The 21,123-nt window shown below is 65.7% G+C and carries 20 protein-coding genes and 1 tRNA gene; 13 read left to right on the plus strand and 8 right to left on the minus strand.

What is annotated here, in order from left to right; translation table 11 throughout:
• Nucleotides 1-33 precede the first annotated feature (33 nt).
• Nucleotides 34-1,098, plus strand: coding sequence for an FAD-dependent oxidoreductase (locus tag ACXJJ3_RS12795; RefSeq protein WP_458170222.1), 1,065 nt, complete (start codon nt 34-36; stop codon nt 1,096-1,098).
• On the opposite strand, the gene ACXJJ3_RS12800 is transcribed toward ACXJJ3_RS12795, so the two are convergent.
• From ACXJJ3_RS12800 to ACXJJ3_RS12810, 3 genes are all read right to left on the minus strand, one after another.
• Nucleotides 1,089-1,427 carry a GroES family chaperonin gene (locus tag ACXJJ3_RS12800; protein WP_458170223.1) on the minus strand — a complete coding sequence of 113 codons (339 nt, stop codon included), beginning with the start codon at nt 1,425-1,427 and terminating at the stop codon, nt 1,089-1,091. The genes ACXJJ3_RS12795 and ACXJJ3_RS12800 overlap by 10 nt on opposite strands.
• A complete protein-coding gene (locus ACXJJ3_RS12805; RefSeq protein WP_380191319.1) occupies nt 1,424-1,687 on the minus strand; it encodes a DUF3618 domain-containing protein in 264 nt (87 codons plus the stop codon). Before ACXJJ3_RS12805 ends, ACXJJ3_RS12800 begins: the two co-directional genes overlap by 4 nt.
• 65 nt (nt 1,688-1,752) lie before the next feature.
• Entirely contained in the window at nt 1,753-2,796 is a 1,044-nt protein-coding gene (locus tag ACXJJ3_RS12810) for a glucose 1-dehydrogenase (RefSeq protein ID WP_458170224.1), read from the minus strand.
• Between the two features lie 75 nt (nt 2,797-2,871).
• On the opposite strand from ACXJJ3_RS12810, the gene bcp reads away from it, so the two are divergent.
• The 5 genes from bcp to ACXJJ3_RS12835 all read left to right on the plus strand — a co-directional run bounded on the left by bcp (nt 2,872) and on the right by ACXJJ3_RS12835 (nt 6,942).
• Nucleotides 2,872-3,339 (plus strand): thioredoxin-dependent thiol peroxidase, encoded by a 468-nt coding sequence (bcp, locus tag ACXJJ3_RS12815; RefSeq protein WP_458170225.1) that lies wholly within the window; start codon nt 2,872-2,874, stop codon nt 3,337-3,339.
• A gap of 302 nt (nt 3,340-3,641) precedes the next feature.
• Entirely contained in the window at nt 3,642-5,273 is a 1,632-nt protein-coding gene (locus ACXJJ3_RS12820; protein ID WP_458170226.1) for a substrate-binding and VWA domain-containing protein, read from the plus strand.
• 53 nt (nt 5,274-5,326) lie between these two features.
• Nucleotides 5,327-5,407: transfer RNA gene (locus ACXJJ3_RS12825), tRNA-Leu, on the plus strand.
• Nucleotides 5,408-5,590: 183 nt separating this feature from the next.
• On the plus strand, nt 5,591-5,929 hold the full coding sequence (locus ACXJJ3_RS12830) for a hypothetical protein (protein ID WP_458170227.1): 339 nt from the start codon (nt 5,591-5,593) through the stop codon (nt 5,927-5,929).
• Nucleotides 5,926-6,942: a tyrosine-type recombinase/integrase gene (locus ACXJJ3_RS12835; protein ID WP_458170228.1), complete on the plus strand. Its 1,017-nt coding sequence runs from the start codon at nt 5,926-5,928 to the stop codon at nt 6,940-6,942. Before ACXJJ3_RS12830 ends, ACXJJ3_RS12835 begins: the two co-directional genes overlap by 4 nt.
• Nucleotides 6,943-7,017: 75 nt before the next feature.
• On the opposite strand, the gene ACXJJ3_RS12840 is transcribed toward ACXJJ3_RS12835, so the two are convergent.
• Both ACXJJ3_RS12840 and ACXJJ3_RS12845 read right to left on the minus strand, forming a co-directional pair.
• Nucleotides 7,018-7,545 carry an NUDIX domain-containing protein gene (locus ACXJJ3_RS12840; protein ID WP_458170229.1) on the minus strand — a complete coding sequence of 176 codons (528 nt, stop codon included), beginning with the start codon at nt 7,543-7,545 and terminating at the stop codon, nt 7,018-7,020.
• Entirely contained in the window at nt 7,542-8,804 is a 1,263-nt protein-coding gene (locus ACXJJ3_RS12845; RefSeq protein WP_458170230.1) for a hypothetical protein, read from the minus strand. Before ACXJJ3_RS12845 ends, ACXJJ3_RS12840 begins: the two co-directional genes overlap by 4 nt.
• A gap of 176 nt (nt 8,805-8,980) precedes the next feature.
• Here ACXJJ3_RS12845 and ACXJJ3_RS12850 point away from each other — a divergent pair, with 176 nt between their 5' ends.
• Entirely contained in the window at nt 8,981-9,334 is a 354-nt protein-coding gene (locus tag ACXJJ3_RS12850) for a hypothetical protein (protein WP_458170231.1), read from the plus strand.
• Between the two features lie 480 nt (nt 9,335-9,814).
• On the opposite strand, the gene ACXJJ3_RS12855 is transcribed toward ACXJJ3_RS12850, so the two are convergent.
• Entirely contained in the window at nt 9,815-10,606 is a 792-nt protein-coding gene (locus tag ACXJJ3_RS12855) for a GntR family transcriptional regulator (protein WP_458170232.1), read from the minus strand.
• 571 nt (nt 10,607-11,177) lie between these two features.
• Between ACXJJ3_RS12855 and ACXJJ3_RS12860 the strand changes: the two genes are divergently transcribed.
• The 5 genes from ACXJJ3_RS12860 to ACXJJ3_RS12880 all read left to right on the plus strand — a co-directional run bounded on the left by ACXJJ3_RS12860 (nt 11,178) and on the right by ACXJJ3_RS12880 (nt 17,304).
• Nucleotides 11,178-11,354 carry a hypothetical protein gene (locus ACXJJ3_RS12860; RefSeq protein WP_458170233.1) on the plus strand — a complete coding sequence of 59 codons (177 nt, stop codon included), beginning with the start codon at nt 11,178-11,180 and terminating at the stop codon, nt 11,352-11,354.
• Nucleotides 11,355-11,539: 185 nt separating this feature from the next.
• Entirely contained in the window at nt 11,540-11,842 is a 303-nt protein-coding gene (locus tag ACXJJ3_RS12865) for a hypothetical protein (RefSeq protein ID WP_458170234.1), read from the plus strand.
• Nucleotides 11,843-11,907: 65 nt separating this feature from the next.
• Nucleotides 11,908-13,803 carry an FtsK/SpoIIIE domain-containing protein gene (locus ACXJJ3_RS12870; RefSeq protein ID WP_458170235.1) on the plus strand — a complete coding sequence of 632 codons (1,896 nt, stop codon included), beginning with the start codon at nt 11,908-11,910 and terminating at the stop codon, nt 13,801-13,803.
• Between the two features lie 700 nt (nt 13,804-14,503).
• Nucleotides 14,504-15,514 (plus strand): tyrosine-type recombinase/integrase, encoded by a 1,011-nt coding sequence (locus ACXJJ3_RS12875; protein WP_458170236.1) that lies wholly within the window; start codon nt 14,504-14,506, stop codon nt 15,512-15,514.
• A gap of 170 nt (nt 15,515-15,684) precedes the next feature.
• Nucleotides 15,685-17,304 carry a hypothetical protein gene (locus ACXJJ3_RS12880; RefSeq protein WP_458170237.1) on the plus strand — a complete coding sequence of 540 codons (1,620 nt, stop codon included), beginning with the start codon at nt 15,685-15,687 and terminating at the stop codon, nt 17,302-17,304.
• 210 nt (nt 17,305-17,514) lie between these two features.
• Here ACXJJ3_RS12880 and ACXJJ3_RS12885 read toward each other — a convergent pair whose 3' ends face one another.
• Nucleotides 17,515-19,122 carry a DUF222 domain-containing protein gene (locus ACXJJ3_RS12885; RefSeq protein ID WP_458170238.1) on the minus strand — a complete coding sequence of 536 codons (1,608 nt, stop codon included), beginning with the start codon at nt 19,120-19,122 and terminating at the stop codon, nt 17,515-17,517.
• Between the two features lie 221 nt (nt 19,123-19,343).
• On the opposite strand from ACXJJ3_RS12885, the gene ACXJJ3_RS12890 reads away from it, so the two are divergent.
• The gene (locus ACXJJ3_RS12890; protein WP_458170239.1) at nt 19,344-19,508 is read left to right on the plus strand and encodes a hypothetical protein; all 165 of its coding nucleotides are present in this window, start codon (nt 19,344-19,346) and stop codon (nt 19,506-19,508) included.
• Here the strand turns inward: ACXJJ3_RS12890 and ACXJJ3_RS12895 are convergent.
• Complete coding sequence (locus tag ACXJJ3_RS12895) at nt 19,489-21,105, minus strand: PEP/pyruvate-binding domain-containing protein (RefSeq protein WP_458170240.1); 1,617 nt, start codon at nt 21,103-21,105, stop codon at nt 19,489-19,491. The two genes, ACXJJ3_RS12890 and ACXJJ3_RS12895, sit on opposite strands and share 20 nt — an antisense overlap.
• Nucleotides 21,106-21,123 lie beyond the last annotated feature (18 nt).

Genomic DNA, 21,123 nt, shown 5'->3' on the forward strand with positions numbered 1-21,123 from the left:
TCCACAACGCCAGCGAACACTACGATCGGTCCCGTGACATACGACGTGGCCGTGGTGGGCGGCGGGGCGATGGGATCGGCCGCCGCGTGGGCGCTGGCGGCCGCGGGCCGGGAGGTCGTCGTACTGGAGCAGTTCACGCTCGGTCACGACCGGGGCGGGTCGCACGGCGCCACCCGGCTGTACCGGGCCGCCGTGGACGACGCCGAGATCGCGGAGCTCACCGAACGCGCCAGGCCGTTGTGGCGGCAGTTGGAGTCGGAGTCGGGCGAGACCCTGCTCGAGGAGACGGGTGGGATCGACCACGGGATGAGCGTCGCGGTCGTCGACGGGTTCCGGTCGTTGCATGGGGCAACCGGATCGGTACTGCCGGCGGCGGAGGCGGCCGAGCGGTGGCCAGGGTTCCGGTTCGAGACGCCTGTGCTCTTTCAGCCCGGTTCTGGACGCCTGTACGCCGAGCGGGCGGTTCACGCGCTGCAGGTCGTGGCTGGTCGTTCCGGCGTCGAGTTTCGCGTGCAGTCACCAGTACGGGCGCTACGGACCCGGGACGGACTGGTCGAGCTCGACGTACCGGGTGGGGCTGTGAGGGCTCGGCAGGTCGTGGTGACGGCAGGACCATGGACACCGAAGGTCGTGGACGGGCTGGTGCCGTTGCCGCCGTTCACGGTCACACAGGAACAGCCACGGTTCTTCGCGCCGGTGTCCGACGGGCTGGAGTGGCCGAGCTTCGTACACCACGGGCCGACCAGCTACGGCCTGTACGAGCCAGGGTCCGGCGTTAAGGTCGGTCTGCACGCAACGGGGCCTGTAGTGGACCCCGACGCGCGTGACTTCCAGCCAGAGCCCTCCCGGGACGCACAGCTGCTGCAGTACGTCGAGAACTGGTACCCAGGGCTCGACCCGACCCGGTCGACGGCGATCAGCTGTCTGTACGACAACACGCCCACGGCGGACTTCGTGATCGACCGCGCCGGACCGGTCACGGTGGCCGCCGGGTTCTCCGGGCAGGGCTTCAAGTTCGTGCCGCTGGTCGGCGCGTTCGTCCGCGACCTGGTCACCGGCGGGCCAGACACTCCCGCACGGTTCAGGTTTCAGAGATAGAGGCCGGTCTGGCCGTCCTCGAGGCGACCGGCCGCGACCGCGTGCAGGTCGCGCTCGCGCAGCAGGATGTAGTCGTCGCCGCGCACCTCCACCTCGGCCCGGTCCTCCGGGTCGAACAGCACCCGGTCGTCGACCTCGACGGTGCGCACGTTGGCGCCGATCGCGACCACCTTCGCCCACGACAGCCGGCGGCCCATCTGGGCCGTGGCGGGGATCAGGATGCCCGCCGACGACTTCCGCTCGCCCTCCTGCTCGACCGAGACCAGGACCCGGTCGTGCAGCATCCGGATCGGGAGCTTGTCGTCGGAGAGCCGCTTGCGAGGAGTCACCGGCGACCCACCAGCCGGCGGATCACCAGCAGTACGCCGACCACGCCGACGACCGCACCGGCGACCGCGACGATCTTCTGGGTGCGCAGCTGCCCGTCCTCGTCGAAGACCTGGGACTTGGCCTGCTCGACCTGCCGCTCGAGCACGGCCTTCGGGTTCGCCCGGTCGACCAGCTCGTCCACGGTGGAGGCCAGGCGCTCCCGGGTGGCGGCGATGTCCGCCTCGATCTGCTCGGCGGTCCGAGCCTTCGTGTCCGACACGTGTCGGCTCCCTTCCGTCGGCGGGGCATGCCCCGATCTGCCCCGGTCACCCCCATCCTCGCAGGTCAGCCCCGCAAGTCCACGACCACCTTGATGTCTTCCGGTTCCCGTACCAGTGCTTTCGGCCATTCGGACAGCGGTACGGTCCGGGTGATCAGGCGATCCAGCCAGGGCTTGTCGGCCTTCAGCAGCACGTTCACGGCGTCCGCGTAGTGCCGCTTACCGGCGTTGACCGTGCCTACGAGTGCGGCGTTGCGCACAACCAGCTGCCGTACGAGCGTGTCCAGCGGTACGTCGACGGTTGCCGGGCCAGGGTGGATCCCGGCGAGGCACAGGACGCCCGCAGGCGGCAGGAGCGCCGCACAGTCGTAAACGAGCTGCCCGACCCCGGTGGCCTCCATCACCACATCCGGTACGACGTCCAGCTGCTGCAGGTCCGTCAGGTACGTCGCGCCGAGCTCCCGCACCAGCTCCGGCTTGGGGCCGTCGTTCACGCGATCCAGCACGTGTACGTCGTACCCGCGCTGCTTTGCGATCAGTGCGGCCAGCAGACCGATCGGCCCGGCGCCCGTGACGAGCACGTGCCGCGGGGCGTAGTACGACCGCTGCCCTACCCGGTCGATCTGCTCCCACGCCTTCGTCATGATGCTGGCCGGTTCCACGAGTACGCCGAGGTGCCCGAGCGCGGCAGGCACCGGTACGGCGAAGTACGGGTCGACCCGCCAGCGCTCGGCGCCGTACCCGTCCATGTCCTTGATGCCGCGCTCCGTGTACTGCCCGTTGCGGCAGAAGTCCCACTCGCCCCGCGCGCACGCCGGGCAGGGCACCGGGTCGGGCCGGCGTACCACTCCCGCCACCAGGTCGCCCGTGGCGAAACCCGAGCCCGCGGGCGCCTCCAGCACCCGTCCGAGCGACTCGTGCCCGATGACGAGCCGGTCCGATCCCGGCCGGCCGCTGCCGAAGGCTCCGGAGACCAGCTCCAGGTCGGTCCCGCAGATACCGGTGAGCAGGCCTTCCACGAGGATCGACCCGTCGGCGACCGGCGGATCGGCGACCTGGCCGAGGGTCGCGGAGTCGGACTTGCCCGGCGTGACTGTCATGGCCCGCATGAGGTCAGGCTAGCCGCGCCGCCGAGAGGCCCGACGTAGCATGACGCTGACCAGTACCGATCCGTGGAGGACCTGATGTCCGATCGTCTGTCCGTCGGCGACACCGCACCCGACTTCACCCTGCCCGATGCCGACGGCAACGACGTGGCGCTCGCGGATCTGCGCGGGAAGAACGTGATCGTCTACTTCTACCCGGCCGCGATGACCCCGGGCTGCACCAAGCAGGCCTGCGACTTCCGCGACTCGCTCGACTCCCTGCAGGCCGCCGGGTACGCGGTGCTCGGCATCTCCCCGGACAAGCCGGCCAAGCTCGCGAAGTTCCGCGAGCGTGACGCGGTGACCTTCCCGCTGCTCAGCGACCCCGACAAGGAGGTGCTGACGGCGTACGGCGCGTTCGGCGAGAAGACCATGTACGGGAAGAAGGTGACCGGCGTGATCCGGTCCACGTTCGTCGTCGACCCGGACGGGAAGATCGCCGTCGCGCAGTACAACGTGAAGGCCACCGGGCACGTCGCCAAGCTCCGTCGCGACCTCGGTCTCTGAGGAACTCTCGACCGTTTCACGGCGATGGTCCATGGAACGGTCGTTTGAGCAAACCCGTGCTGTGATTTGGGTCACAGAAACATCTCAGCGGTCTGCAGCAGAGTCGGCACACAGGGTGAGTTTTCGAGCATTCCTGTGAATGAGCCGTACTCCGGAGACGGTTCCGGTTCGGCGACGGGTGTATCACGACCGTTCCGGCCTTCACCGTGACATGCGGAAATTGGGTAATCTGCGCGCGCAGTCAGCCTCTGGCCGCATCTGGGAGGGAGGGACCTGCCGCGATGGGAAAACACTCCTCAGCGGTGACGGGACGTAACAGCAACCGCCGAACGGTGTACCTCACCGCGGTCGGGCTGCTGGTGCTGTCGCTCGGCGCCGTGTTCGTGGTCCGGTCCTTCGGGGCCGGCTCCGGGACCGACGGACTGCTGTCCGGCGGCAAGGCGTGCTCCGACCCGACCCAGATCCGGCTGTCCACCACGCCCGAGATGCAGTCGCCGCTCGAGGCCGCCGCGAAGTCGCTGTCCGCCAAGGGCGGCAAGGACGGCGCCGCCTGCTACCAGATCACGATCACCTCGGCGCCGTCGGCAACGGTCGCCCGGGACGTCGCGCACGGCAGCGACGGCCGGCCAGACCTCTGGGTGCCGGACTCCTCGCTGTGGGTCGCGCAGGCCGACGACGGCGAGAGCGTCCCGAGCATCGCGGTCCCCTCGGTCGCCAGCTCCCCGCTGGTCCTGGTCGGCCGCAGCGAGAACTTCGGCGACACGTCGAGCTGGCTGCGGCTGCTCGGCGCCACCGAACCGGCCCTGCTCGACCCGCTGAACACCTCGCCCGGCGCGCTCACGCTGCTCGCGGTGCAGTCGGAGCGGCAGAAGACGTCGACGTCGGACACCCAGGTGTCGCAGGTCGTCGTACCGCTCGCGCAGCGGCTCGGGTCGATGGCCAAGCCGTACAACGACGTGAACGCGCTGTTCGGCCGCGCGGACCAGGACGGCAGCAAGACCGTCGTACCGGCGTCCGAGCAGAGCTTCGTGAAGTACCAGGAGGCGCACCCGGACGCCCAGCTGAAAGCGATCCAGCCGGCTACCGGCACGCTGACGCTGGACTACCCGATCGTGGTCACCGCGAAGTCCGACAACCAGTCGGCCAGCGACGCCGCACAGGCGCTGGCCACCGAGCTGCTCAGCGACTCGGCCGCCCAGGCGCGGGACCAGGCCGGCTTCCGTGACACCACGCTCAGCCCGCTGAGCGGCGGCCGCGGCGTCGGCAACGTCACCCAGCTGACCAAGCCGACCAGCTCCGCGATCGAGGCGACGCTGCAGAACTGGACCCGGCTCTCGCTGTCCACGCACTCGCTTGCCGTCATCGACGTCTCCGGCTCGATGGCCGAGAAGGTCGGCAACAAGACCCGCTGGCAGCTCACCGTCGAGGCGGCGTCCAGCGGCCTGAGCCTGTTCCCGGACAGCGCCGAGCTCGGTCTGTGGACGTTCTCCACCAAGATCGGCTCCGACAACGCCGACTACAAGCCGCTGGTCCCGATCGCCCCGCTCACCAAGGCGCAACGCCAGACGATCATGGGCCAGCTGAGCAGCCAGCACCCGATCGTCGGCGGCGGCACCGGCCTGTACGACACCGCGATCGCGGCCGTCCGCCAGGTCCGCCAGACGTACAAGTCGAGCGCTGTCAACACGATCCTGCTGTTCACCGACGGCAAGAACGACGACCCCGGCAGCCCCACCCTGGAGAAGGCCGTCCAGACCCTCCAAGGCCTCCAGGACCCGTCCCGCCCGGTCCGCATCATCGCCCTCGGTATGGGCCCTGAGGCGAACGCCAACGAACTCACCGCCCTGGCCCAGGCCACCGGCGGCCAGGCGTACGTCGCGAAGAACCCCAGCGACCTCAAGAGCGTCTTCATCGACGCCCTCCAAAGCCGCTGACCCGGCAGCCTCCCCTAGGATGTACCTCCAAGGGGAGGCACCACGCCTCCTCGGCCAGAGTGGTGGAACGGCAGACACACCGGCTTTAGGTGCCGGCGCCCCCGGGCGTGCGGGTTCAACTCCCGCCTCTGGCACAACCGCGTTGCATACCTGCCACACCTAGCCGAAACGTGTTCAAGTGGCTGGCTTGGCGAGCCGGGGTGGTCCCTGTGACCGCCCTACCGCTAGCCGTCATCCCAGCCATCACGACCGCCGCACCTGAGCGCGGCGGGCCTACATCAGCTCCCGCCACGCGCGGAGCGTTTCCCCTGCCCACGTTGGCATCCGCACGTACATCGAACCTCGTCTACGGCCTGTCCGCCGTGGACAACCGAGGACGCATCGTCGACCGGCCGATCATGCGCGCACTCGACTGGCCGCCGCTCCTAGCCCTCAGCATCACCGAGGCCGATGGTGCCCTCACCATGACACCCGATCCCACCGGGCCGTACGGGGTGACCTCGCAAGGCAATGTGCGCATCCCTGCGCCGCTGCGGCATAGGTGCGCACTGGCTGCCGGAGACCGGGTGCTGTTGGCCGCCGACCCCGAGTCGTCGCGCCTGACGATCTATCCGCCAGCCGCGCTAGACCTACTCCTGGGCGGTGAGGCGGCATGAGCACACCAACCGACGCCGATATCGAGGCAGCCCGCCTACTGCTGTCCAAGCTCGGTGTATCCGCCGCTGACCTCCTGGCCGCCACCGAGCCCCGGCCGCACGCGCCGACCTTTGCGGAATACGTACCCGTCGTCAGCGCGGCTGTGAGCCCCGGAACCCGTCGCGTCTACTCCTCGTACTGGAACCGCATCGTCAACGCCTGGGGCGAACGCCAACTCACAGAACCCACACCCACCGAAATCGAACAACTCGCCAGAACCATCAAAGAAAACGCCACCGTACGACGAAACGCACGCGGCGGACGCTACGCCGCAGAACACACCATCTCCGCACTCCGCTGCATCTACCGCAGAGCCACCGCCGACGGAATCCTCACCGAACAACAAAACCCAGCACTCAAGGTCAACAAACCCCGACGCCAAACATCCAACCGGCGCGCCATCCCCGACCAACAACTCGCAGAAATCAATCACACCGCCGCCACCACCGGAAACGACCCCGCACTAGACACCCTCATCCTCAGACTCCACACCGAAACCGCCTGCCGACGCGGCGGAGCACTCGCCCTCACCCCCAACGACCTTGACCCCACCCAATGCCTCATCCGCCTCAACGAAAAAGGCGAAACCACCCGCTGGCAACCCATCTCCCCCACCCTCATGACCCACCTCATCCACCACGCCAAGACACGCGGCGCACAACCCCACCAACAACTACTCCGCTACGCCAACGGGAAACCGATCACCAAGCGCCGCTACGACAACCTCTGGGTGCGCCTCGGCAAACACCTCCCCTACGTCCACACCCAACAAATCTCCACCCACTGGCTACGCCACACCACTCTCACCTGGGTAGAACGCAACTTCGGCTACGCAACCGCAAGGGCCTACGCAGGCCACACCGACAACACCAACGCCGGAACCACCGCCACCTACGTCCGAGCCACCCTCCCCGAAATCGCCACCGCCCTCGCCGCCCTCACCGGCGAACCACACCCACTCGCCAACAACTAGCCCGCGCAACAAGACGGCCCGCTCTCGCACGAGAGCGGGCCGCTGCTATTGCTGTACAGGTAGGACGCGTGCAGGTCAGATCTTTCGGCCGTCATGCAGGTAGGCCACACTGCCCGCCTCAAAGGCGCGCAGCGCGGCTTCTAGCCGCCGCCACACGTACGGGCGAAGCCGTTCCTGGGCCTGCGACTCAGTACCGAAGGTGTATTTCTTCAACTCACCATCACGAAGGTGGATGTTCTCAACCTCCGACGCCGACAACGCGCCGCCATCGAAAACAAACATGAGTGAGTCGTCCCACGGGCCGTGCGGCGATACCCAGTCAATGCAAGCCAACTCAAGGCGAGACGACGGCACTTTGAGATCCAGTTCTTCAAGCAGTTCACGACGAAGGCCATCAACGGGCGGCTCGTTCGCCTCGATCATTCCACCCGGCAAGTCCCAGTCCGGCTTGTAGGCAGGGTCCACGAGCAGGATCCGACCGTCGCAATCCTTCAAGATCGCATCCGCACCGACGCGCTTTCGCGCTTGCTTCGCGTTCCCCTCGGCAAGGTAGTTCTTGAACGCCTCGGGGTCCCGCTCGTACAGGGGAAGGTCAGGATTCATAGCACTTCCGGTTGAGCATTAGGCGGATCATTCGCCAACCATTGTTGCAGCCAGAGCCTCTGCCGGAGCGTATCCGAAAGTTTGTCACCAAACTCCCGGACGACTGAAGAACCGCTATATGGCATCAACTGACCTTGGATATCCTGGAGCTGCTGCACGACCAAATGAGATCCCAATGACTGCGTGGACTCAATTACCTCATCCGCGACCGCACAGGCTTCTTCAGGTTCCCGCTGCTCAAGCAGAGCGAGACTCAAGAACAGCTGTCCGAATGCCCGGCTCCGCGTGCGGTTTGCTGGCCTCAATTCGATAATGCGTTCCGCGCGCGACTGCGCTTCAGCATGCTTGTTCAGTTGACGCATGCACCGGGCTGCCTCGCTTGCCAACGCGCCTTCGTCAAAGTGGCTGACCCACATTGAAGGCTCCTCAGAATGGCTCTCGCCTAGCGCATCCTCGGCCTTACCCAGCAGTTCGAGCGTTTGGCGTTCCCGCCCAAGCGCCGCGTGACCTCGCGCCTGCATCGCAAAAACCCGTGCCGACAACTCTGGGTTCGCCGGGCCTTGCGTGAGTCCCTGCTCCCCTGCTTGGGCAAACCGAATTGCTTCCTCGGGTTTCGCGCGATGGTGTGCAAGATGACTCATGCTGGCGAGTACGTGCACTCGCAACTGGTGATCCTGACCAGCTTTCGATAGGTCAAATGCGCGCAGAAAGTGGTTATACGCTCGGTCGTCGCGTCCGGCATCGTGCGCCATCCAGCCGGCCATCTCTGTTAGCCCCGCGGCCGCCGTGAAGATGGCCGAATTTTCAGCGGTATAGTCGCCGCCGAAGAGTCGCGGGCCGACGTCAGTATTCAGGTACTTCACGACTGCCGAATACAGGTGCCCGCCGCCGACTTGCCGATCTGCCGACCGAAATGACTGCATCGCCAGAACATCTGATTCATCGACAGGTGCCCGCGATGGTCGCGCAATAGATACGGCCTCGGACAAGCGCGCCTGCGCTACATCGTCCCGGCTCAGTTGACTGTCGGGTTCTCCAATGAGCTGCGCATACAGTTCGAGTTGCCGACTCGTCATTTCTTCAAAGACCTGATCGAGTGCCGCCAGTGTGACTGGCCGGGCGCCGATCTCTTGACGAGCCTCCCAACGGGTAATCATCCGCTCGCTGACACCGACTCGATTTGCGAACTCGCGGCCGCTCATGCGCAAGGCGCCGCGCACAGCGCGAACCCTGCCACCCGTCCACCGCACATCGGTCACCCGGTCAGTCTCTCACTCGACTCTTGCGGCTTCCACTCGGGGGAGTTCGACCGTATGTCGGTGAAATGTCGGCGGAGTGTCTGGAGTTGGTCCTAGCTTCAACCGCCGACCGCAGGAAGCATCTACAGGACTCGGTCCCGCCGAGACTGGAGGCTGAACACGAACGGGGAAACAGGATGGCTACTCGGATGGTCTGCGGATATCTGAAAAGGCCGTTCATGGCCGATGCCAGGGAGATTGCGGCTGCGCGGAAGAAAATTACCGACTACGCGGTGGCCAATCAACTTGACCTCGCCATGATCTTCGAGGATGACGATTACCTCGAACGAGCGCAATTACAGGAGTGCTTCTATCTACTCTTGCATGTGGACGAGCGAGCAATGATCATCCCCGACTTGTCCCATCTTGATGGGCTCGGTGGTCCTCCGCAAGCCGCACTGCGCGCGTTTGAAAACGAAGGCGTGAAGATCCTGGTCGCTCGGCCCATTGAGCCATCGGAACATGCGAGAGAAACGAGCAAAGAGAGTTGAAGACGAGAAACGTTAGGCGTAGGAAATTGCGGCGCTGGGAGATCCGAGAAGGTGCTGTAAACCGCCGAAACGGTGTCGGCCTCGACGGTGAGGACGCCCGGAACGTTTCGTATCTGACGCCGGTCTGCGTCCTGGCCTACGCCGCGAGTGGCGGCTGGGCGGGACACGTCAGAACACGACACTTTCGGTTGCGTGAGATTCGTGTACGCAACGGCTACTACGCCCGAAAGCCAGTCAGGCTGACATATAAGCCATGAATGCGCCTGCATTGCCAGCCTGACTGTTCCACCGTTTGTGTCTGGGCTTCCCCTGTCCTGGACACAAACATCACATTGAAAGGCCGGGTCACCCCAGCCCCTGGACAGAGTTCGGGGTGTCCCGGCTTGGAGGCGGCGAGGCCCCCGGGAGAGATGTCATTTCCGGGGGCCTCGCCGTAGACGACTGGCGCACCTGATGCGGCCGTAGGTCGCCCGGGGGCCGTTAGGCGCCGGGCGTGGGGCGGTAGTGCAGCTGAGTGTCTTCCGCGCTGCGATGCGTCTCCTGCATCACGATCGGCCTGTCGTTATGCGTTGCGATCCGGCGCGTGGTCAGCATCGGGATTCCGGGCGGGATGAGCAGCGCGTGGGCGTCGTCGGGGGTTGGGTTGCGGGCGCTGACGTAGTCGTTGAAGTCGAGTGCCATGCCAGCGACCCGGGCTGCCTGGTACACACGGCGAGCCGAGATGTACGGCATGTCGCGTAGTCCGCGGAGCGCTTTCATGACGGTTGCGGGCAGGTAGACGCGTACGGCAATGCGGGTGCCGGCGTCGTTCTCCAAGAGCCGATCCGACATGTAGAACGCACTGCCTGCTGGGACGCCGAACGCCAGAGCTAGTTGGGTTCCGGCGTCGATCTGAGAAGTCTTCTCGGACTCGACCTGTCGCCACTCACCGAGCGTCGATTCGGAGTCGACGTAGTTGCCGTCTCCGTCAACGGTGATCGTGCGGTGGTGGGTGTTGGTCGGCCAGTCACCAGCGCGCCGCACGAACACGCCCTTGCCGTGAATGGCCTGCACGAGCCCCTCGGTCTGAAGCAGCCCAATCGCGCGCCGGATCGTCACCCGGTCGACGCCGTGAGTTTCGGCCATGCGTCGTTCTGACGGCAGGACGGCGGCCGGGGCCAGTCGGCCGGACGTGATCTGGTCTCGCAGTTCGGCCGCGATCTGTTCGGTCAGGGTCATGTGACGCCCGTCCGCGCTGGACGAGCCGCCGTCGCTTCCGGTCGTGCTCTTCATCGCTACTCCTCACCGCCTGACCTGGCCGCCTCTCGCGGTCCGGGAGTCCTTGATTTCCGTTCCGGGAGCGAAGTCAGGCCCTGTCAAACGTTGAGCTTCCATCAACAGTTCGCCCCGAGCTGCTTCGCTACCTCCGTCGAGGATATTGGTTGCAACCAGTGGTAGCAAGCAGTTACAGTGAATGTGCGGTTCCAACAAGCGGTTGAACCAGCGAAGGGAGTACGCCAACCGCCCTTCTGTCCCCATTCTGACCTGTTGATGTCCTGCACATCGTCCTGTCGGAATGGCTGCAGAACTGGGAAAGTCCAACGGGGTGATCAGTTGTCTGGTCCCGATTGATTGGAGGCGGTGGCGAATTGCGAAACGTCGGCAGTGGTGGTCACGTGTTCCGGACGCGGTGCGTCTGCGGCAACCGGAAGGAACGCGGGCAGGCGAGTTGCCGCAAATGTGCACGGCGGTTCCGTTGGGACCGGCGTAGGGCACGCTGATTCGAGCCACGCCGGTTATTGCCGGTTGTGGCTCTTGCTGATCCCCTTTCGGTCTACGAGCGAGGGAGAGGGGGTGATGCACTGTGGTAATCGCGATTTCTGGTTTGCTGCTCTTCGGTGCGCTGTTCGTGCTGATGGTGGCGCGGCTGGGTTTGAAGGCTAGTCATGGCGTGATCGCGTTCCTGTTCGGGTATTTCGTGGCGAAGAGCCAGTACAGCCCGATGGTTCAGGATCTGTTGAACAAGATCGCCGGACACTAGCAGCACGAGCTGACATGTAGTTCCCGTGGAGTTCAGAGAAAGGAGTAACGCCTATGGCCCTTGACGTTGGATAGATGATGGGTGGTGACACTCTCTTGAGAAACAACGGAAGTTCCAGCGGTAAATATTCGCGCGGTGATGGTCACGGTTATGGTCGTGGTCTGACGGCGGTTGAGTTGTCTGAGATGAACTCCCGCTTCCACGCGATCCTGAAAGCCCCGATGGGCGACGAGTTCCAGCACGCGGCGGTCATGTCCGCGTGCGATGTTCCCCGGCTGATCGCCGAAGTGCACCGGCTCGCGCTGCGGTACGCCGATCTCGTGGCCGCCTGCCGCGCCGGCCTGTTGGACGCGGCCGAGAACGGCGACAACCCGCAGTCGTCGGACGCGTGGCGGTTCGTCCTGGACGAACTCCCGCCGCTACCGGAAACGCATCCGCTCGCGCAGCGGTGGCGCGAAGCCCACGTGGACGGCTGGGGTGACGCCTGATGGGACAGCGCTCACGAATCCGGGGGTGGGATGCCCCCGGCCGTCGCGGTCGGCGCGGCGGACTAGTGATCTACGAAGGCAGGCCCGAGGGTGGACTGTCTGACACGGCGTTCCTGTTCGGGCTGGGAGTGCGGGCGTTCTGGCGGTTCCGGTCCGAGCTGGCCCCGCTGTACTGGTGGGCCGGTTGCCTGCTGGCCGGGGCATGGCTGCACCGGGTGCATCCGTCGTGGTGGCCGGTCCCTGTGGTGGCCGGTGCAACGGGTCTGTTGGTGCTGGCGTGGCTTCCTCGGCGGCCGTTGGAGCGGATGGCGGTTCGCTGGCCGTTGCTGGCCCGCTGGCGGGTCCGGCTGTGGTCGGCCGGGTTCGTGGCCGCCGTCGCTGCCACGGTCGCTCTCGGCGCCGTCTACGGTCCGAGCGCCCGAGATCTCTCGACGTATGCCCTGTTCGTGACGGTCGGGCTCGGGCTGCCGTGGTGGTGGCGCGAGGACCGCCGCCGCCTGTCTCGCGTCCGGCTGATCCGGGAGAAGTTCCCCGACACCGCCGAACAGGCCGGGCTCGCGGGTGCCCGGATGGTGTCGGCCGACGTAACCCGGTGGGGCTGGTCCGGCCGGATCAAGATGCGGCGCGGACAGCACTACACCGACGCCGTGAACGCCGTACCGGCCTTGGAGTCCGCCTTGGGTTCACGCGTCGGCGCGGTCCGGGTCGAAGCCATCGCCGACGACGCCGCAGAGTTCACCCTGAGGCTGGTGGAACGCGACCCCCACAAGGACCCGATTCCGTGGATCCCGCGTCTCGGGAAACGTCCCGCGTCGATCAAGGACCCGTTCACGGTCGGGGTGTGGGAAGACGGCACCGACTGCCGCCTGTCGATCCTGCGCCAACATGTCCTGATCGGCGGCGCCACCGACTCCGGCAAGTCCGGTCTGTTGAACGTCATCCTTGGCCGGGTTGCCGAATGCTCCGACGCGGCCGTATGGGGCATCGACCTCAAGGAAGGGATGGAACTCGCCCCCTGGCGCAAGGTGCTGAACCGGCTCGCGACCAATCAGAACGAGGCCGCCGGCCTCCTGCGAGAAGCGGTCACCGAACTCGAGCGCCGCGCCGCTTTCCTCGCAGAACAAGGGATCCGCGAATGGGAACCCACCGCGGACGCTCCCGCGCTGATTGTGATGATCGACGAGTACGCCGAGCTACCGAAAGCCGCGCGGCTGCTGGCCGACTCGATCGCCCGGCGCGGCCGCGCCGTCGCCGTCACCCTGCTGGTCGCGACCCAGCGGCCAACCCAGAAGACCATGGGAGACGGCACCGCTATCAGGTCCCAGATGAACATCCGGTTCTGCCTGCGCGTGGTCGAACGCGGCGACGTCGACCTGATTCTCGCCGCCGGAGCACTCACGGCCGGATGGGACACGACCGGGTTCGATGCCCCCGGCAAGTTCCTTGTTCGGGGACCAGGACTCGACACACCCCGCCGCGCCCGCGCCTACCGGATCACCGACGCACAAGTTCAGGTCACCGCCGACCGCAACGCCCGCCCCGCCAACACCCGACCGCAAGACACAACCAGCCACCACCCCGACCACCAACCGGCCGGGCATGCGTCCGATGCTCCGCAGGACGGGGCTCGGGGGACGCTGAGCGGCTCGGGAAACTCCGGGGTGGCCTCGGGTGTATCCGGGCCGGATCTGGCGCTGTGGGACGCGTTGAAGGCCGCGCCGCTCGACGGGGCCACCATCAACGACCTGATGACCGCCTCGGGCCGGTCGAAACGATGGGTGCACTACCGGCTCCAGAAACTGAGGCAGTCCGGCAAGGCCGAGACCATCGGCAACGGCCGCTGGCGCGCCACACCCCGCCCCACACCGGCCGCCGCACCCGGCACCGGACCCGGCAGAGCCTCGACCGGCGAGGACGCCAGCGAGCTGTCTGTGACGGCCGAGCTAGGCGACAGAGAGTAACGGCCGGCGGGAGTGCACACGGTGCACGTGCACGGCCCTCGCCCGCACGTTAGGGCACACGCTCGCCCGCCGTGCACTCCCGCGTGCACACCCGAAACGATCACACAACGTCACACCAACGCTGACCTGAACTGATGACCAGAGACCAGGAGTTGAGTTGGCCGGATCGATCGCGAGGAGGAACGCGCCGATCCGGCCAACGGCACCGAGCACAACGGGAGTGGCACGACCTGCCGCCTATGCGTGCCACCCCATTGACCCACGCCGACGCCTTCGGGCCACCACAGAAAGCGAGGGCCGCACATGCACAACATGCCAAGCCCTGCAACCTTCGGCAGCGGCCTGCCGCTGCCCAATCTCCTGCCACCGGCCGCACTCACCGATGTCTACTGCGTCGTCACGCCGGTCGATGCACGCGGGCGACTAGCCGACAGCTCGCCAGTGCGAGTTACGAGATGGACCCCAGGCCAACCCGTCGCAATCACCCATCGAGTACTCGCCACCTGTCGCGTGATCGAGGTCCGTGCCACTGGTCCGTATGCGATCACTCGCCAAGGGCACCTACGAATTCCCGCGCCGATACGGCACCTATGCGGGATAGAGACCGGGACGCGTCTACTCGTTATCGCGACCCCACGACGTGGACTCACTCTGTATCCGATGGGCGCACTCGCGGAGATCTTGAACCGAGCGAGCTCCGATGACTAGCAACGAGATCGAGGCCGCTCGCCTCCTGCTTGCCCGCCTCGGTGTGACACCTGAACAACTCATACAGCACCAAGCCACAGCGCCGGTGACGACGCCCACGTTTGCGGAGTACGTCCCCATCGTGAGCGCCGCCGTCAGCTCCGGCACCCGCCGCGCCTACTCCTCGTACTGGAACCGCATCGTCAACGCCTGGGGCGACCGCCAACTCACCGAACCAACTCCGAGCGAAATCGAACGCCTCGCCAGAACCATGAAAGAGAATGCCGTGCCCCGGCGCAACACACGCGGCGGACGCTACGCAGCAGAACACACCATCTCCGCACTCCGCTGCATCTACTGGCACGCCACCGCAGACAATCTCATCACCGACCAGCAGGATCCCGCACGCAAAGTCGCCAAACCCCGCCGTCAGGGATCGAACCGCCGTGCCATCCCCGACACACAACTCGCCGAAATCAACCACACAGCCGCTACCACCGGAAATGACCCGGCCCTAGACACACTAATCCTCCGACTCCACACCGAAACGGCTTGCCGACGCGGCGGAGCACTTGCCCTCACCCCCAACGACCTCGACCCGCACCAATCACTTATCCAACTCCACGAAAAAGGCGAAACCAGCCGCTGGCAACCCGCCTCTCCTACCCTCATGACCCACCTACAACACCACGCACAAACGCGCGGCGCGCTACCCCACCAACAACTATTCCGCTACACCAACGGCAAACCCATCACCAAGCGCCGCTACGACCACCTCTGGCAACGCCTAGGCAAACACCTCCCGTTCGTCTACACCCAACAGATCTCAACCCACTGGCTCAGGCACACCACCCTGACCTGGGTTGAACGCAACTTCGGCTACGCAACCGCAAGGGCCTACGCAGGCCACACCGACAACACCAACGCCGGAACCACCGCCACCTACGTCCGAGCCACCCTCCCCGAAATCGCCACCGCCCTCGCCGCCCTGACCGGCGAACCACACCCACTCGCCAACAACTAGCTCAAAGCATCACGGCTCGCGAAACCAACTCAACTCCTGAAGGGATCCACCGACTGCACTTAGAGAGTGCCGCCCTCACCAACCATCTGAACCTTGCCCTTTCCCGGATCACATAGCAGGATCTGTCCGTGCCAACGAACATCACAGGCCGACCGTCGTGGGAGGCCGCCATGCGCGAGCGCATCGAGCAATTGGCCTGGGTCACATCGGCAGAAACTTCCGAAATCCCCGAGGGATTCCATGCCGCGCTACACATCGGGATCAATGGAGAGACATATATCGACCTCTCCCTCGTCCCCGAGAATTCAAGGCTCCAACTGACATTCGAGGATGCCACCCCACATCCTCGGCCAATCCATATCAGAGGACTAAAAAGAGAGGCATTTGTCAGCCTTATTCGAACGAATGTCCAGCCGGCGCCTGAGAAGGTAGACATCCACCTGGACGTCGGAACCGAAGGAAACGTCGCGATCACCTCCGAGGCGCCGGCTCACCTTCTTACCGTCGGCGCCGAAAGGAATTACACCGGCCAGATTGAGATTCTGTCCGGAATGGTGACTCTGGCGAATGATCTACCCGAGGAAACACCCGTCCTCTTGAACGGTGGCCATCTGTCACTCGTCGCCTCTCGACAGAATCTGCGGGTCAGCGGCAAATCGGCGATTACAACGTCCGGGGGGAGCCCGATCCGTATTGATCGACTGACAATTCATGAGCGGGTCGATCTGAAGTTCACCTCAAATACGCCGCCGATAGTCGCAAACTTGGTGGGGGACGTTCCCAAGTCGTCCCTCATGATAACGGACATCCCAGGAAATTCTTGGACATGGCAGGTGGAGAACATATCCGCGCTTGCAATAGCTATCGAGAAGCCGGTTCGAATTCCGTCAAGATCTGCCGATCGCATTCAGATCTCGGGGCCAATCAGCATCGAGTTTGGCGCGAACTCGACAGCAAGCGATCTAACCTTTACTCCAAACGAAGCAGGAACCCCGAAATTGGTGGCGCTAACAGGATCCGTCATCGACAATTTGAGCGGAACCGTAGCTCTGGGGCCCGTAAGTGGATGCGTTCTGACAGGCTCAAACGATGGCTTCGATATTACTCAGGTAACTTCCGCAATGACTGATCCTGCACTAAGGTCGAGCGTCTTGACGGGCTTTAGAATTCCTGGCCAACTTCCAGGTAGACATATTCTCGCCTCAATGAGCGACGTCTACTATCTCGATCCAGATACCAGAAGCTTGCCGGGATCAGAACATGGCTGGCATAAACAGTTATGTCGCTGGTGGAGTTATAAGCAAGACAATGAATCCAAACAACGTGACGCGATGCGCGAACTGCGCCAGAACATCGAAGTGCTCCGAGAGCTTCAGCGTCTCGTCATCGAGAAGGGATCGCCAGGCTCCACACGCACAAAGGTTGCATGGAACTCCTACAGGCTGCGCCACCGAGGTACCACGAGTCGAGTTGAGTACCTGTCACTCGCGGCTTACCGACTCGTCGGCTACGGCGAGAGGCCAATGCCCGCCTTCACGACCTGGCTTGTCACTGCCGCCTGCACTGCAGGCCTCCGTCTGGGGTTACATCCAGATCTGTCGCCGGACGGAATTCTGTTGTTCCTAAGAGAGACTGTTCACCAGGCAATTGGCCCATTGACCGGCCTCCTCTATGCAGGGAACTCGTCCCTCAATTCTCCGTGGGACTACCTTGCCCGGGCGGTTGTGGCTGTACCGCTGGCTACAGGTCTATTCGCGTTTCGCAACTACGTTAAGAGTCGACAAGGCTAGGAAGAGCCTCTGTCGGTTCGCTCAAGGCACGCTCTGATAGCCTGCTTCACATGGATACCTGCATTGCGCAGGTATGCCGCGTGGCCGAGTCGGTGTCCCGCCTCTGGCACAACTTTCATCAGACGTGATCCGCTCGTGGCGGTACGAAGGCAGCGCGCGACGTACAGCTCGGGCTTCCGCTGACCGTCGCAGAGAACGACGGGGCCTCGCTCAGATGGTTGCGAACGACGGTGGGCCGGTCGCGGGCTCGGTGCTGCGATCGCCCCACACAGCGAAGCGGGCCGCGGCGGACAGGGTCGCCTCGTCGGCCTTCCACCGGCCAGATCGTGCAGCAGGCATAGCCGTGTCGCCCCACGGCTCCCCCTGCGGCTTCGTGGGCTCGGGCGGTCCAGGTCTGTTGTCAGGTCGTTCAGGCCAGGCGGGAACGGCGAGCGTCCGCGCAGGCATGTGCATCGCGTCGTCCAGTGGCTCACCCGACGGCTGATCAGATCGGTCGACGACAGCAACAGCGGGCCGACGCCCCGACCCGACACCCGCAGGTCCCGCGGGATCTGCACCTCCAGATCGAGCAGGGTCGGGCGCTGCGGGCTGAGCGCGGACGGAGTCCGGCGGTTGGGCAGCGCGCGCAGTTGGCGGATCGGCCCAGGCAGGGCGGGCTACGTGGACCTTTCCGTTGGTGATGCTCAGCTTCCAGCGGCCCGCATGCAGGTCCACGTGATGACGGCGGCAGAGCAACGCCAGGTTGTCGATGGTGGTGCTGCCGCCGTCGACCCAGGAAGTCAGATGGTGGGCGTCGCACATCACCGGAGGCGCGGCGCACACCACGCAGCCGCGGTCACGGGCGACGAGGGCGTGCCGGATGTGTTTCGTAACAAGACGTTCGCGGCGCCCGACGTCCAAGGGCTCGGAGTTCGAGCCCAGCACCAGCGGGATGACGTTCGCGTCACAGGCCATCCGACGAACGGTCGCGGCGGACAGGTCGTCGCCGTACACAGTCCGGCCGGTCGCGTTCGCGGTCGCCGACTTCAGGTCGTCCAAGTCGATCGTGACGGTGATGTTCGCCTTCGCGCCATGCCCGGCAGTGTCGGTATCCCACGCATTCGAGGCGACCGTCAACGCGGTGGTCAGCGCGTCGGCCTGACGCTTGTCCCGCGGGCGGGGATCGTGCTCACCGTCGACGGTCTTGTGCGGGCGCGCGCCGGTGTGGACGATCGCACGCAACAGTTCCGCATTCTCGTTGGCCAGGAAGCCGCGGAACTTGACGCCGTTCTCGGCAGTGGTCAACGTCAACGACTCACGCCCGTACGCCTTCTGCTCTTCGGGTTCGGGGCCGTCGGAATCGATCCGGTCGCACAACTGTTTGGCGGCGCTCCGCAGCTCCTTCGGCGTGAGGTGCGCCGCGAGCCCGACCAGTTGCTCCTCGGCGACGTCGAGGTGTTCGACCGGGACGCGGGTGCGGACTCGCTCGAGCTCGATGACGATCGCGGACGCGTGGGCAGTCTGCATCGGCCGCACCGTGCTGTCGGGCGAGTCGATGCCGTCAGCAAGGGCGGCATCGACTGCTTGATATTTGGGGAGGGCACGGGCCAGGCGGACGTCGCGCCATACCTCGGAACGGTCGCGGCGGTGGCGAAGGGTGAGGAGCTCGACGGCATCCCGGGCACCGAGTTCCTCGGCCAGGCCATCAGCCTCGGAGCGGGCGATGAGCTGGAGGCGCACTGCTTGCAGCCGGACAATCTCGGCGTCGATCTCGTCGAGGGCAGGCAACACTTCATGGTTGCCTAGAGCAACCACTGAGCGCCCACCGAGAACATCCATAGCCAAACCCTAGCTCGCACCTCCGACAGTTTTCAAAGCTGGAATCCCCTTATTTTCAAGGAGATTCGTTATCCACAGATTTAGGCCAGCGGTCGTCCCCCACTCCCCGGCCGGCTGTGGAAAACACGCACCGAGAACAGGCCGTGCGGTGGCGGCGGCGGACTCAGAGATTTCCGGTCAGCAGGACGCCCACTTGGTGCAGGCAGCAGTAGCATCGATGTATGGGGAGAAACGCAATCACCGCACTGTGGGTGGTGGCGATGGTCGCCATCGTCGTCGGCGTGGACGTGGCGTTCTTTCGGCACCAGTTCTGGCCGCGGCTGTTCGCGAACGTCGGGATCGTGCTGGTGTTCCTCGCGTTCGCTCTCAGGTTCCTGAAGCGCTGAAGCGGACGGCGCCGGTTGAGCCGTCGAAGGTGACCTTGGCGCCTGTCGGGATGCGGGTTGTCGCGTCGGGGACGGCGACGACGGCGGGGATGCCGTGTTCGCGGGCGACGATGGCGGCGTGGGAGAGGATGCCGCCGGTCTCGGTGATGACTCCGGCGACGACGGACAGGAGCGGAGTCCAGGCCGGGTCGGTGTAGGGGCAGACGAGGATGTCACCAGGCCGGACAGACGCGAAGTCAGCTGGGCCGCGGACGACCCGCGCGGGGCCGGTCGCGACGCCCCGACTGGCAGGAGTACCTGCGAGGGTGTCCGCACCGGGGCTGGCAGGAGCACCTGCGATGACAGACGCGCTGGCGGTGGCAGCCGTACTCGCGGCGGCGGACGTACCAGCGGAGGCGGGCACACCCGCGGTAGCCGACATACCAGCGGAAGCGGACCCACCAGCGTTGACCGACCTACCAGCGTTGGCTGGGGGTGGTGGGGTTGTGGTGATGGGGCGGGATTGGAGGAGCCAGAGGGCGTTGGGGGTTAGGGCCCATTCGACGTCTTGGGGGGTGTTGAAGAGGGTGGCGGCTTGGTGGGCGAGGGTTGCCAGGGTGCGGGCGGTGGTGTCGGTGAGGGTGGGGGTACGGCGCTGGGCAGTGGGGACCGGGCGGGTGAGTAGGCGGGAGCCTTCCCGGGTGAGGGTTGTGGGTTTGTCGGCGATCGTGCGGGTGACGGTGGTGTCGCGGACCTCGTAGCGGTCGGGGGTTACGTGCCCTTCGACGACGCTCGGGCCGAGGCCCCAGGAGGACTCGATCAGTGTCGTACCGTCGGGGGCGGTGAACAGGACGCCGGAGACGTCCGCGTCCACGTGGTGCTGGATGATGACGGCCATCGCGGGGGCTGGGGCGCCTTTCCGGTACGCCGTCGCGCGGGCGGACCACACCGAGGCACGGCACGCTCGTACGGCGTCCACGACCGCGTCGATCCCCCGTACTCCGAGGAAGCTGTCGTGCTGGCCCGCTGCCGACCCCACCCCGGTGTCCTCGTTCGCCGCCGAGGACCGCACCGCCACTACCGGATCTCCTTCACTTACCAACCACCTCCGCAGCTCCTCCACTTCCTCCGCGGTCAACTCCCCGCCCACGGCGCAGGCAGCCGCCGCACCCACGCCGGGGGCAGCGGGTACCCCCGCGGCCGGAGTGGTGGGTACCCCCGCAGCGGGAGTGGCGGGTTCCCAGGCGGCACGGATGGCGGGTTCCCCCGCGACGGGAATGGCAGGTTCCCGCGCGGCGGGAGTGCCCGGTTCCCGCGCGGCGGGAGTCGTGGGTTCCCAGGCGGCACGGATGGCGGGTTCCCCCGCGACGGGAATGGCAGGTTCCCGCGCGGCGGGAGTGCCCGGTTCCCGCGCGGCGGGGGTGGTGGGTTCCCAGGCGGCGCGGGTGATGGGTACCCAGGCGGCGCGGGTGGTGGGGGCACCCACGGCGGGAGTGGTGGGTGGGAACGGGATGACCACTCCGTCCGGGACGGGGAGGCCGGCGGATAGGAGGGTGGCTAGGGAGGCAGCTTTGGGGCCGGAGGTGGTGGGGGTGGCTTGGGAGAGGGGGATCAGCATCAGACCGGCCTTCTATCA

It is taken from the genome of Kribbella sp. WER1 (assembly GCF_054189145.1).